General features: G+C 36.2%; 11 protein-coding genes. 5 read left to right on the top strand and 6 right to left on the bottom strand.

All coding sequences use genetic code 11. The features are described 5' to 3' along the window. Positions 1 to 26 precede the first annotated feature (26 nt). Entirely contained in the window at positions 27 to 1,331 is a 1,305-nt protein-coding gene (gene thiC / locus AC0KSB_RS04130) for a phosphomethylpyrimidine synthase ThiC (RefSeq protein WP_472306950.1), read from the top strand. On the opposite strand, the gene mtnA is transcribed toward thiC, so the two are convergent. After that, entirely contained in the window at positions 1,299 to 2,384 is a 1,086-nt protein-coding gene (mtnA, locus tag AC0KSB_RS04125) for an S-methyl-5-thioribose-1-phosphate isomerase (RefSeq protein ID WP_472306949.1), read from the bottom strand. The genes thiC and mtnA overlap by 33 nt on opposite strands. A gap of 95 nt (positions 2,385 to 2,479) precedes the next feature. Then, positions 2,480 to 3,616, bottom strand: coding sequence for an N-acetylglucosamine-6-phosphate deacetylase (nagA, locus tag AC0KSB_RS04120; protein ID WP_472306948.1), 1,137 nt, complete (start codon positions 3,614 to 3,616; stop codon positions 2,480 to 2,482). A 203-nt stretch (positions 3,617 to 3,819) separates the two neighbouring features. Between nagA and AC0KSB_RS04115 the strand changes: the two genes are divergently transcribed. Next, positions 3,820 to 4,977 (top strand): glycosyltransferase family 4 protein, encoded by a 1,158-nt coding sequence (locus AC0KSB_RS04115; RefSeq protein ID WP_472306947.1) that lies wholly within the window; start codon positions 3,820 to 3,822, stop codon positions 4,975 to 4,977. 89 nt (positions 4,978 to 5,066) lie between these two features. Here the strand turns inward: AC0KSB_RS04115 and AC0KSB_RS04110 are convergent, their stop codons facing one another. The 4 genes from AC0KSB_RS04110 to AC0KSB_RS04095 all read right to left on the bottom strand — a co-directional run bounded on the left by AC0KSB_RS04110 (position 5,067) and on the right by AC0KSB_RS04095 (position 9,941). After that, the gene (locus AC0KSB_RS04110; RefSeq protein WP_472306946.1) at positions 5,067 to 6,254 is read right to left on the bottom strand and encodes a uroporphyrinogen decarboxylase family protein; all 1,188 of its coding nucleotides are present in this window, start codon (positions 6,252 to 6,254) and stop codon (positions 5,067 to 5,069) included. Between the two features lie 69 nt (positions 6,255 to 6,323). Next, entirely contained in the window at positions 6,324 to 7,277 is a 954-nt protein-coding gene (locus AC0KSB_RS04105; RefSeq protein ID WP_472306945.1) for an ABC transporter permease, read from the bottom strand. Between the two features lie 15 nt (positions 7,278 to 7,292). Continuing rightward, positions 7,293 to 8,801: a sugar ABC transporter ATP-binding protein gene (locus tag AC0KSB_RS04100; RefSeq protein WP_472306944.1), complete on the bottom strand. Its 1,509-nt coding sequence runs from the start codon at positions 8,799 to 8,801 to the stop codon at positions 7,293 to 7,295. A 96-nt stretch (positions 8,802 to 8,897) separates the two neighbouring features. Continuing rightward, the gene (locus AC0KSB_RS04095) at positions 8,898 to 9,941 is read right to left on the bottom strand and encodes a substrate-binding domain-containing protein (RefSeq protein WP_472306943.1); all 1,044 of its coding nucleotides are present in this window, start codon (positions 9,939 to 9,941) and stop codon (positions 8,898 to 8,900) included. Positions 9,942 to 10,162: 221 nt separating this feature from the next. On the opposite strand from AC0KSB_RS04095, the gene AC0KSB_RS04090 reads away from it, so the two are divergent. Genes AC0KSB_RS04090 through AC0KSB_RS04080 form a run of 3 tightly spaced genes read left to right on the top strand, consistent with a single transcriptional unit; the run spans position 10,163 to position 13,640 of the window. After that, the gene (locus tag AC0KSB_RS04090) at positions 10,163 to 10,603 is read left to right on the top strand and encodes a hypothetical protein (protein ID WP_472306942.1); all 441 of its coding nucleotides are present in this window, start codon (positions 10,163 to 10,165) and stop codon (positions 10,601 to 10,603) included. Positions 10,604 to 10,643: 40 nt separating this feature from the next. Beyond that, a complete protein-coding gene (locus AC0KSB_RS04085) occupies positions 10,644 to 12,107 on the top strand; it encodes a response regulator transcription factor (protein WP_472306941.1) in 1,464 nt (487 codons plus the stop codon). Positions 12,108 to 12,119: 12 nt separating this feature from the next. Continuing rightward, positions 12,120 to 13,640 (top strand): sensor histidine kinase, encoded by a 1,521-nt coding sequence (locus AC0KSB_RS04080; RefSeq protein WP_472306940.1) that lies wholly within the window; start codon positions 12,120 to 12,122, stop codon positions 13,638 to 13,640. Positions 13,641 to 13,644 lie beyond the last annotated feature (4 nt).

Raw genomic sequence — 13,644 nt, 5'->3', positions numbered from 1 at the left:
AACCAGAAAACAAGGAGCATAGTATAATGAAAAATTTTTCAACACAAATGGAAGCCGCTAGAAAAGGAATCGCAACCAAGGAGCTTTTAAGTGTTGCCCTAAAAGAACAAATGCCGGCAGAAGATCTTATGCCGCTTGTGGCATCAGGGCAGGTTGCCATCTGTGCAAATAAAAATCATATTTCTTTGGATCCTCAAGGTATCGGTTCGATGCTAAAAACAAAAATCAATGTAAACCTTGGAGTTTCCAAAGATTGCAACGATTATGATCTGGAAATGAAAAAGGTAATGGAATCAGTAAATATGGGCGCTCATGCCATAATGGATTTATCCTCACATGGAGATACGCGTCCATTTCGTCGCAGACTTACAAGCGAATGCCCTGCCATGATTGGTACCGTTCCTGTGTATGATGCTGTTATTCATTATCAGCGCGACTTGAGCGAGCTTACAGCAAAAGATTTTATTGATGTAATACGTTTGCATGCTGAAGACGGCGTTGACTTTGTAACACTTCACTGTGGCCTTACCAGAAAAACTATTAAACAAATTAAAGAAAACAAGAGGCTTCTTAATATTGTTTCCAGAGGTGGATCTCTGATTTTTGCCTGGATGAGTATGACAGGCGAAGAAAATCCATTTTACGAATATTACGACGAAATACTTGAAATATGCCGTGAACATGATGTTACAGTATCTTTGGGGGATGCCTGCAGACCAGGTTGTTTAGCCGACGCATCAGATATCTGTCAGATTGACGAACTGATACGTCTCGGAGAGCTTACTCAAAAAGCATGGGCAAAAGATGTTCAAGTCATGGTTGAAGGACCTGGGCATATGCCTATAGACCAAATTGCTGCAAATATGAAAATACAGCAGACAATCTGCAAAGGTGCACCATTTTATGTACTAGGTCCTTTGGTAACAGATATCGCACCAGGCTATGACCATATCACAGCCGCAATCGGCGGAGCAATCGCAGCATCAGCCGGAGCAGCATTTCTTTGTTATGTAACCCCGGCAGAACACCTAGCTTTACCAAATCTAGATGATGTCCGCCAAGGAATTGTCGCTTCCAGAATAGCAGCTCATGCAGCAGATATTGCTAAAGGGATTAAAGGAGCAAGGGAAATTGACGATAAAATGACTTTGGCTAGAAAGAACTTTGACTGGGAAGATCAATGGGAATGTGCGATCGATCCTATTACAGCCAGAAGAATTCGTGAAGAGCGCAAACCGGAAAACGAGGACTCCTGTTCCATGTGCGGCAAATTTTGTGCAATCAGAAGTATGAACAAATCACTTGCGGGGGAAATGACAGATATTCTTTAACCCTTCACTAAATGGTGGTCTAATAATTCCATGTTCCGTAATAATGGCTGTAATTAATTCATGATCTGCAAAGTCAAAGGCAGGATTGTAGACAGATATACCATCCGGAGTCATTTTCTCCTTGTACCACATTTCCGTTATTTCATGAGCAGGACGTTCCTCTATTGGAATGTCCTCTCCTTTTGCTGTTTTCATATCAATGGTGGAGGTTGGAGCACATACATAGAAAGGGATATCATAATATTTGGCAAGAACAGCTAATCCTGAAGTACCGATTTTATTGCATGCATCGCCATTGGCGGCAACTCTATCACAACCAACAAACACAGCTTGTATCCAGCCATTTTTCATAACCTGAGAAGCCATATTATCACAGATCAAGATTGTTTCTACTCCATTGGCAGAAAGTTCAAAGGCAGACAATCTGGCACCCTGAAGCAATGGACGAGTTTCATCTGTATAAACCTTAAAGTTATAACCGCGTTCACGGCCAAGATGAACCGGTGCTAAAGCAGTTCCATATTTCACCGTGGCAAGCTGACCCGCATTACAATGTGTCAAAATACCATCGCCATCTTTAATCAGCGACAATCCATATTCGCCAATAGACTTGCAAACTCGTATATCTTCTTCCCTGATTTCAACAGCCTCTTTGTGTAAAGCATTTTTTATTTCTAAAACTGACTTGTCCTGATTGTTTTTCACAACCATTTCCATGCGATCAAGTGCCCAGAAAAGATTTACTGCGGTAGGTCGAGAAGTTGCCAGATATTCCTTTGCCTTTTTAAACTCACGGTAAAAAGTATCATAGTCGTTCGTATTTATTTTTTTTGCTGCGAGATAAATTCCTATTGCGGCAGCAACACCTATAGCAGGAGCACCACGAACCTGAAGCAAGTAGATAGCATTCCAGATATCTCTTTGCTCTGTAAGCTCAAGAATTCTCAATTCATAAGGCAGCGCAGTCTGATCTATGATAACAAGAGTACTTTTTTCATCATCAAGAGCAACTGTATCATAGTCTAAAATACTTTTCCCCAATTTATCAGTCATATTAAATCCTTTACTCAAAACATCCAAACTACTTGGTCATTTAGATTTATAATATTTTTCAAAATCTTTTTTATTTTTAGCTTGATAATAAGAGATCAGAGAAGGCTACCATTTATTATTGTTTTCTGCAAATTGTAGTTTTTATCAAGCAAAAGCATATCCGCACTTTTACCAATGCTGATGCTGCCAATATTCGTCTCGGCACCAACCGCTTTGGCAGGGTTGAAGGTTGCTGCTTTTATAGCTAGTTCAGGTGCAATTCCAAAAGAAATAGCATTTTGCATGCATTTTAACAAACTGGTAGCCGAACCAGCTAAAGTGCCGTCTGATAAGGTTGCCTTGCCACTATCTAAACGTACAGGTTGACCACCTAATTCATAATCACCATCATGCAACCCGCAGGCACGCATTGCATCGCTAACAAGAACAACACGTTCAGCACCAAACATTTTGAACACAGATCTGACTACTGCCGGATGAATATGAAAGCCATCACAAATAAGCTCGACTGAAACATCTGAGTCCATTGCAGCACCTACAACACCAGGATCACGATGTGTAAATGCCGGCATAGCATTAAACAAATGTGTTATGTGACTGGCACCTTTTTCAATTGCCTTCATTGCAGTTTCATAATCAGCAACAGTATGCCCTATTGATACTTTCAACCTATCTGATATTTTCTCTATCATTTCCATAGAACCATCTAATTCAGGGGCTATCGCCATTAACTTTATTTCCCCTAAAGCAGCATTATACAAATGTTCAAAAAAACCTAAGTCCGGATCGATAATATTTTTTCCTGCCTGAGCTCCTTTTTTGATTTTGTTAAAAAAAGGCCCCTCCATGTGAATACCAAGTAATTTTGCTTGACATTCCGGACAGTTTTTTATAGCTTCTGCTCCGACAGCAAAAATCTTTTCCAGTTTATCAAGCGGCAGTGCCATTGATGTAGCAAGAAATGATGTAATGCCATTTTTTGCCAGAAAAGAAGACATGGAATTTATCGCTTCTTTTGTTCCATCACAGAAATCATGTCCATCACAACCATGTATATGAATATCTACAAGCCCAGGAACAATAATACAACCCTCGGCATCAATAATATTTTCATCGTCTGTATTTTCAATATTTTTACCAATAAACTCTTTTATTACTCCTGCTTCAATAACAATGTTAATGTTTTCAAATTCCCAGGAATCCATAAGAACTCTACCGTTTTTTATGATCATAAATAATAACCTCGCATAATTATTTCTTGAGTTTATTTTATCAGAACAGACCAAAAAGAGCACTTACATTGTGGTCGATTGAATCCTTCTATATTTTACAAAAATCTAATCCAAAGCTCACTTCAAACAGCCCAAAGAAAAGTAGACTTAATACTAAGGATAAGATTTGATAATCAGACAAGACATTATTTTAGGAGATGTTTATGAAAATAGCACTTTTTACAGATACTTTTACACCTCAGATAAATGGTGTCACAAACACCTTAACCCAAATGGTAAAATATTTTGAAAACATGGATATTGAATATCTAATATTTGCGCCCAAATATGATAATAATGATTCAAAATTAAAGGCAGAACAATTTTATAGTCTGCCATTGTTTTTTTATCCGGAATGTAGAGTCGCTTTTCCAAACACATTTAAAATTGATCAGATATTAAGAGATTTCAAACCTGATATAATTCATCTGATGACAGAATTTAATATGGGGCTAACAGGTATGCGCTATGCGAAAAAATATAATATTCCCTGTATCGCAAGCTACACAACAAATTTTTCTCAATATGTTGACTACTACAAAATGAATTTCCTGAAAAACACTTCATGGAACTATATAAAATGGTTTCACGATCAAGTTGATTTGACGGTATGTCCTTCAACAGAAGCAGAAAACCTTTTAAATAGAAAAGGCATAATAAAAACCGAAATTTTCTCTCGAGGAATCGACTGTGACAGCTTCAGTCCAGAGAAACGCAGCGAAAAACTGCGTCAAGAGCTAGGTGTTGAAAACAAATTTGCTTTTTTGTATGTAGGTCGGATCTCAGTAGAAAAAGACCTGGATATTCTAGCTAAGGCCTACAGGCAAATTAAATCCGGTCACAAGGATTCTGTTGCAATGATAATAACAGGGGATGGACCATATATAGAAAAGTGCAAAGAACTATTCCCTGCAGATACAATTTTTACAGGATTTCAAACAGGTCACAAATTAGCTGCTATTTATGCTTCATGCGATGTTTTTGTATGTCCCTCAACCTCTGAAACATTTGGCAATGTAGTATTAGAGGCAATGGCTTCAGGAACGGCAGTAATTGGAGCTAACGCAGGTGGAATAAAAGACACTATACAACATGGCATTACAGGACTAAAATTCAAAGGTGGCGACTATATTGATTTGTCAAAAAACATGAATTTGCTCATGCTAGATTCTTCCCTAAGACGACAGCTATCTGCCAGCGGTATACAGTATGGAAAAAACACTTCCTGGGACAAAATCATCTGGAAATTATTAAGGGATTATCACAATCTAATTAATAGAAGCAATTCTAGTCAAAAAGAAAATTATTCTGATGTTATTTAATAAAAAACGCAGCTGATTGCATAACTGGAAAAAGTTTAGAATCAACTGCGTTGAATGCTGAAAAGCACATTTAGATTTATAATATTATTTTAATATTTACCATATTCCTGCAAAGTTTCCCACATCGCCATATAATTTTCGGGAGGAACATCTGATTGAACATTATGAACAGCAGCAAAAACGAAGCCGCCACCTGGTGCCAAATCTTCTATTCTGCGTTTAACTTCATCTTTTACCTGCTGTGGCGTTCCACTAGGTAGAACATGTTGTGTATCTACCCCTCCACCCCAGAAGGTAAACATGTCACCAAGCTCTTTCTTCAGGTTTTTTGTATCCATGCCTGAAGCATTTACCTGAACAGGATTCAAAATATCCACGCCTTCTTCTTTTAACAGTTCTGCAAATGGTCGCATTGCACCACAAGTGTGGTAGAACAAATAAGTTTCCGGAGCACCATTTTTCTTAGCTGTTTCTTTGATAAAAGCAAATAATTCCTTGTGGTATGGATGAACCATTTCCTTATATAAATCAAGTGAACAAAGCAAACTATTTTGAGTAGCAAGATCATCAGCTTCTGAAATAATTAGGACATTATCGCCTACGGTTTCCAGTGCTTTTTCCCAGTATTGCATTTTATAATCAGTAAATTTACGCATAACAGCATGAGATAATTCTTTTTCCGCAATCATATCACAAAAGAACTTTTCAAAGCCGCTAGCCCATAGGCTTAATTCCCAGACACCAGGAGCATGTCTGCCCAATACATATGCCTTATTTTCCTGCTTAACATACAAATCTGCTTTCTCTTTCATTCCTACAAATCTGCCAGGATCATTTCCAGCCGGTATTTCATACTGATCAAGTTCTTCAATGTCCATAATATCTTCAAGAGGACGTTCTACCATGTCAAAATAATGTCCACCATCAACTGGCATTTTCCAACCAATCCCTATTTCATCAACCATCCGATAATAGCGGCCATCTTTTTCTATATAAGGCGCAACAGCTCTCGGATTATTTATGGGTGGTCTGGGATCTAGAATTCTAACGTCTACCTTCAAAATATCTAGAACATCCTGATCTATTCTTGCTAATTGTTGCGTTACATCATATATTTCAGTATTTATTTCGGACAAACCTAAATATTTCCGCAATTTTCTGTATGTATGAATATTCATTCCGGTAAGAACTGTAGAACCTAGATCAAAAGGTATTTTATCTGCTTCCTGATGACGAAGTGCCGCAAGCACACGTTCATAGCTTGTATATTTTTTCATAAAGCAACCCTTTCTGCAGATGATAAATCAACTCTGCCGTACAAAACATTAAAAACTTAATTTCTAATTTTACTTTCTTGATTCGCTTCTCATTTTGCCAATACGATCTATTAATACAGCTATCAGCAAGGTAAGTCCTATAACAAAAGTCTGCCAATATACACTCACATTTAAAAGTGTCATAGCATTTGTAATCATAGCCATAAGGAAAGTCCCCAGAAAAGCACCCAATATAGTGCCTTCACCACCAGACAAAGATGCTCCGCCAATAATAACGGCTGTTATTACTTTTAGTTCCTGTCCTTGTCCTGCTGTTGTTGAAGCAGATCCTAGTCTTGCTGTTAAAACAATGCCAGAAAAGGCTGCTAAAAAACCCATGAACATATAATTGAATATTTTAACTGAAGTAACATGTATACCTGATAAAATAGCAGCCTTTTCATTCCCACCAATATAATAATTTTGTCGGAAAAATCGCGATTTGCGTAAAATTATATCTCCAGCTATGACCAATAAAATAGCAAATACAATGGGAAGCTGGATAGGTCCGATTCTACTTTGCCCTATCCATGTAAAACTATCTGGCAAATTAGAAATATTTTTACCATTTGTTAAAACCAGCAGTAATCCCCTGCCCATATTTAGCATGGCTAAAGTTGTTACAAAAGGATTGATGCCCATCTTTGCAATAATGAATCCATTGACGGCACCTATAGCTATACCAGTAAGCAAACCACCAATAATACAAATTGTCACAGGCATACCGGTTTTCAGAAGAGTAGCCGTAACACCTCCGCTCAAACCGACAGTTGAGCCTATTGACATATCAAAACCACCGCTAACCATAAGATTAGTCATACCAATAACCATTATTACATCAAGAGACATCCCAAGCAAAAGAGCAAGAAGATTATTCCAGCTTAGAAAATACTCTGAAGCAAATGACATAATCACAAAAACCAGTGCCACAACAGCAAAAATCATCAGTTCTCGAACACTGGAAAATTTACGTGTTTTTTGCATATAATTACAACTCCCTTATCTGCTTTCTGAACCGGCAGCATATCTCATCACTGATTCTTCAGTTGCAGTTTTACCTTCAAGTTCAGCTGCTAGACGACCACCCTTCATTACATAAACCCGATCAGATAAACCCAATATTTCTGGCAGATCTGAAGAAATCATTATGATGGCACATCCAGTATCTCGTGCCAAATTTCGTAGTATTTCGTATATCTCACACTTCGCACCAACATCAACTCCTCTGGTTGGCTCATCCACAATAAGAACTTTGGGATTAATACCTATCCAAGCAGCCAACATAACTTTTTGCTGATTACCACCAGAAAGATTAACAAGTTTCTGCCTTATAGACGGAGTAGCCACTCGAAATTGCGATACCGATTTTTCGCAAGCCAGATTTAATTGCTTATCTTTCATAAATCCTTTATGAGAAAAAGCTTTTAATCTGTTTGCTGCTATATTACTTCTTATATCAAAATTCAAATATAGACCTAAACTTTTTCTATCTTCGGTCATATATCCAATCCCCTTAGCTATTGCCTGCTCAGGAGACTTAATATTCAGTTTCTTACCTTCGAGAAACATTTCACCCTTATCTATTTTTTCTACACCAAAAATCGCTCTGCCCATTTCAGTTCTACCAGCTCCCACCAGTCCTGAAAATCCCACAATTTCGCCTGCCTTTACATTAAAAGAAATATTTTCAAAAAGGCCTTTGGAAGATATACCTTTAGCTTCAAATAAAATATCTCCTGTACAATTATCTTTTTTTCTCAGACCGTAAATATTTGTAATACATCTGCCAACCATATTTGAAACCAGGAAATCTTCATCTATATCTCTAACTTTTGCAGTAGTTACTTTCATACCATCTCTCAATACAGTAGCAGTATCTGCTATTTCAAAAATCTCACTGAGATGGTGTGATATATATATAAAAGAAATTCCTTTCTCTTTAAGCATTCTAATATTAGTAAATAACTGACGCACCTCTACTTCTGTCAATGAAGATGTTGGTTCATCCAAAACAATTATTTTGGGATTTTCACTCATAGCTTTAAGTATTTCTACAACTTGCTGATTAGCAATAGAAAGTTTAGATACAATCGTTGCAGGATCAATATAATCAATGTTAAATAAAGACAACATTTGCTGTGCTTGACGGTACAGTTCTTTTTTATTAATAATGCCTATGCGGTTAACTGGTTGTCTATTAGCGAAAATATTTTCCGCCACACTAAGCTGCGGTACAAGACTCAACTCCTGATAAACAACGCCTACACCATTTTTCATTGCATCTGTCGCTGAATGAAAAACATTTTTTTTGCCTTCAATAAAAACTTCTCCCTCATCAGGTTTATAAACCCCTCCTAGGATCATCATTAAAGTTGATTTACCGGCGCCATTTTCACCAACCAGTGCATGAACTTCACCTTTTTCTACGGAAAAATCAACACCGCCAAGCGCACGAACACCGGGAAAAGTTTTTACAATACCTCGTGCCTCCAGCACATATTTGCTCATTTGCAAATTCCTCCTGTTTTTTTACCAGCTTGATCAATAGACCCGGAACAAAGCTAATTGCCCGGGTCTTTGTTTATTATCAAACTGTTTGGATTTTTACCGTTTGAAATATTGGGCATTATTGGCATCAATTATAATTGCGCCGGTATCTATAGCTGTCGGAACACCTAGAACACCTGCTGCTTCATTATCTGATGTAATATCAACATTGGAATTATTGATGTTATAAAGAATCTGTACCGCATAATAAGGCATAAGAGCTGTTTGCTGAGCTATAGAAGCCGTTATAACACCTTCCTCAATATCTGAAAGGACATCATCACCACGATCCATACTCATTATTTTAACTTCTCCAACCTTACCTGCTTCTTTGACAGCAGTAGCAGCGCCTGCTCCGCCCGCAGCTTCTACGCAGACAATCGCAGCCAGATCAGGATTTGTTTGCAAAAGAGTAGCAGCAGCTTGTGCAGCAACAACGGAATCAGACTGTGTATCTGCAATCTGTACAATTTCAATGCCTGGATATTCCTCAAAAGCTGCTTCATAGCCGGCTACACGTTCTTCTAAATTACTTTGTCCAGGTTTAGTCATAATAGCAACCTTGCCTTGACCACCTATTTCTTCTGCTATATATTTACCGCCGGTAACACCAGCATTAAAATTACCTGTACCTACAAAGGCTACACGTTTACTGTTAGGAACATCAGCATCTACAGTAACTACAGGGATCCCTGCATCAACAGCTTTATCAATAATTGGAGCAAGTGTATCCTCAAATCCTACAACAACTATACCGTTAGGTTTTTTAGCGATGGATTGTTCAAATGCAGCTATCATAGCATTCATATCATAATCTGCCGGGCCGACATATTCTGTTCTGACACCCATTTCTTTACCTACCATGTCCATACCTAACTGATGATCCCAGAAATAATCAAGTGTTCCTAATGCAGATACTTGTATATATAACTGATCACTTTGATCCCCAGTCCCATTATCATCTGAAGCAGGCTCTGTTTCTCCTGTGTCATTCTGACCGTTTTCTGTCGGTGCAGCTGTTGTCTCCTGATCATTTGAACAGGCAAAAAGGGAAAGACTCATAATAATTACAATAACTAAGGCCATAATCTTTTTAAGCATCGATAGTTCCTCCTCAAATTTTAGCAGAGCTCTTGCTTGTCTATATTCTAATTGTGCAAATGCTACAATACAACTGAGAACTTTTTCTACCATAATTGTCAAAAAGTAGCCAATCATTCTATTCTTTGTTAAAATGAACTGAGTTTTTGGTTCAGGCAATATATCTGATAACATTTTGTTTAATATTTTCTATGGAGGTTTAATTTTACATCAGTATGAATATGCTTTTAGGTAAAATAATTCAACAAGCTTTTATCGATGCTAATAATATGGCTCTTATAGAAAATGCTTTCAGCACAGCTGATTTCCTCGAAAAATGCAGTAGATTTGTGAGATATGCAACCAAAAACCAAAAAGATGTACTAATTAAAGATGAAATAAAGGCTCTTAAAATTTATACAGAACTGCTTAAAATTCATAGCACTGTTGATTATCACATTAAAATAAATAATGAAAACTCAATTATTGCCCATTTGTCACTGATTGAGACTATAACAAAAAAAATGGAGCCTTTGGCCGGTAAAACAGATCAGGATACTATAATAAACATAGATATTACGGAAAACGATTTTGAAAAATGTGTTTGTATTGAGGTTAGCAGTTCGAATCAGGCAAAAGACACAGTCAGTGCAGACAAAGAAGCTAAGATTTTCTTTAAGTGAAAAATCTGAAATTATTTTATTAAAATATAAGAGGTGACACATGCTCAAAATGTTACTAGTGGATGATGAGGATTTATCAAGATTTGCATTCAGAGCACTTCTTTCCAGACATTTTAAGGATATTGAAATTGTTGCCGAAGCTGAAAACGGTCAAGAAGCTATAGATTTTTTCAAACTTTATGAGCCTGATGTAGTAGTAATGGATATTCATATGCCTGGCATGGATGGTCTGCAAACGCTAAAACATATAACCAGCATAAAGCCAGATATTAACGTTTTAATATGTTCCGCTTACGATAATTTTGATTATGTTTCTAAAGCAATGGATTTAGGTGCTAAAGGGTATCTTCTCAAGCCAGTTACTAAAGAGGATCTAAATGAAAAATTAAAAAACCTCCAGATCAACGACAAGCAATTAGATATACAAAATCCACTAAGTGATCAAACACTTATAGAAATGCTATTATCAGGAAAACCCGGCAGCGCTTTGAAATTTGACCTGAAAAAAATTTATCAAAACAATCTGGAATATGGCATATTAATTCTAATAAACAATCATGCAGACTTAGTAGAAGATATTAATTCAGCTCTTAGTCAGATAATTACAGAAGTTATTCCAGCAGAACAAATTTGTCTTCAAGCCGTTATTGCCGGCAGATTATTACTGTTTATATCAGGTTGCAATAATAGCGGATCCAGCCAAGACTGTGATAATCATAATTTAATTTCTCAGGCGGATCAGATTCTGGAGAGTCTGGAACAAGATCTCGATAATAAGTTGAAAATATGTACTACTATCATAAAGGATGGTAACTGGATTGAGGCATGGCACACTCTTAATAATAGCAAACAAGATTTAACTGCTGCAGATCGTGAAGTAAAAGAAATTATAGCCGATATTATTAACTTTGTAAAAAATAGTAATATCGATATGGCTAAAATACAGCTAGCTAAATGGTTTGAGTTAGTTATGCCTTTGCAAGCCGATAAAAGGCTTGTATTTACAGTTCAACTAATCTTTTTATTAAATCACCAACTCGAAGAAATGCGTTTAGATGTTGATTATAGAAATTTTCATAGAATAATAAATGGCGAAGTTGACAAAAACCAACCGGAAATGCTTGAACTAATTGTAAGGCAACAACTTGCCAGTACATTAGAGGCTATAAAAATCGGCGCAGGCAGAAAACATAATCTACTTGAGCGAATTGACAATATTTTGCAAGAAAAAGCGCTTGCTGAAATAACTCTTAGCAGCATAGCAGAAGATTTGGGCATAAGTTCACAATATCTTTGTAAAGCATATAAGGAAGAAACTGGAAGCACTTTTCACAAATACCTGACCTCAAGACGCATCTCGCTTGCCAAAAAATTATTAAAGGAACCTAAAATGACTATAAAAGAAATAGCTATGCAATGTGGCTATCAGGATACAATTTATTTTACTAAGCTTTTTAAAAAAATTAACGGATCAACCCCCAGTGAATATAGAAATAGATTATGAGGAGACTTTTGAGTGAAAAAAATTTTTTCAAAACGCAGGTATAAAATCAGGAGTGTCTTGCTGCTTAGTTTTGCTTTTATAATATTGATTATGTCCGCAAATACATTATTACTTAGCATTCAATATAAAAATATTTTAAGTCAGCTAAACGAAAGTTATCAAAAAATGTATCTGATAACAGATTTTTCTGAGATACTAGACGATTTAATGTATGACATAACAGGCTACTATGACGTCGAAAAAAATGATAGAACGAGGATTAAAAGTCATTACGATATTAATCTTTCTAAACTTAAGGAAGTATTATCAGAAATTAAAAATAATACCGAAGCACCCAGCCAGTTTATTATCTCTGATATTAATAATATGGTAATTACAATAGATGAGGCTGTTAAATTATATTTTCAAACAATTGACAATGAAAGTCTCTCAGCTGTATATATAAGACCTCAGTTATCTTATATCGAAAGACATAAAGAATATATAGATAATGAAATCAATAGGCTAAGTAACTCCATTTTGCAGGATTCTAAAACGTATAATGAAAGCTTCGAAAAAAGACGTGCAGCTCTTGAAGTCCAGGTCATAGTCTCGACCTGCGCAATTATTCTTTTATGTTTAATCACTGCAATTATTGCCTCCAGATATTTAACACAACCTATAAAACGTTTAGCAGTACAAATGAAAAAATTTAATGCAGCTGATAATGAAAGAAATAAGTATCAATATGCAGAATCAAATAAATATAGTTTAGAAGTAAACAGTCTAATAGGGTCATATAAAAAAATGACTGATCAAATTTATGCACTAATTGATGAACTAACACTAAAAGCAGACATAGAACGTCAGCTGCATCAACAAAAAATAGATAATCTGGAAATGAAAAATTTGCTGCGCAAAACAGAACTTCATATGTTGCAAATGCAAATAAATCCACATTTTCTGTTTAACACACTTAACTCAATTCATGCATTGTCAGTAATGGAAAATGGTGAATCAACCGGACAAATGATAAGCCGACTTTCTAAAATACTAAGATATTCATTACGTGAACTTGATCAGATGGTAACTTTATCAGAAGAGATTGATAATGTGGAAAATTATATAGAATTACAAAAAATGAGGTTTGGAAAAAGAATAGAATTTAATACAAGCTATGATGAGCAGGTGCTTGATACAAAAGTTCCTGGAATGATTATACAGCCTCTAATCGAAAATGCTATTATGCACGCTTTCAATAAAGAAGGTCTTACCGGCAGTATCTGGTTATCTGTTTCTGATGAAATCGACTATGTAAGTATATCTATAAGAGATAATGGTTTAGGCATGGAAGAAGATACGATTCAAAAGATCTTATCAGAACAAAAAGAAACAGGCAAAAATGAATTAAGCACCGACACCCATGGTATTGGACTTGATAATGTAATTAGGCGAATTCGCATTCTATATGGTAAAAATGCATTCAGAATTAAAAGTGCTCCAAATAAAGGCACCACTTTGATATTAAAGATAAGCAAAAGTTTTGAAAAATAGGAAA

Source organism: Ercella succinigenes (genome assembly GCF_900002895.1).
The sequence above is the reverse complement of the archived record's forward strand: the minus strand, read 5'-3'. Positions and strand labels throughout refer to the sequence as shown.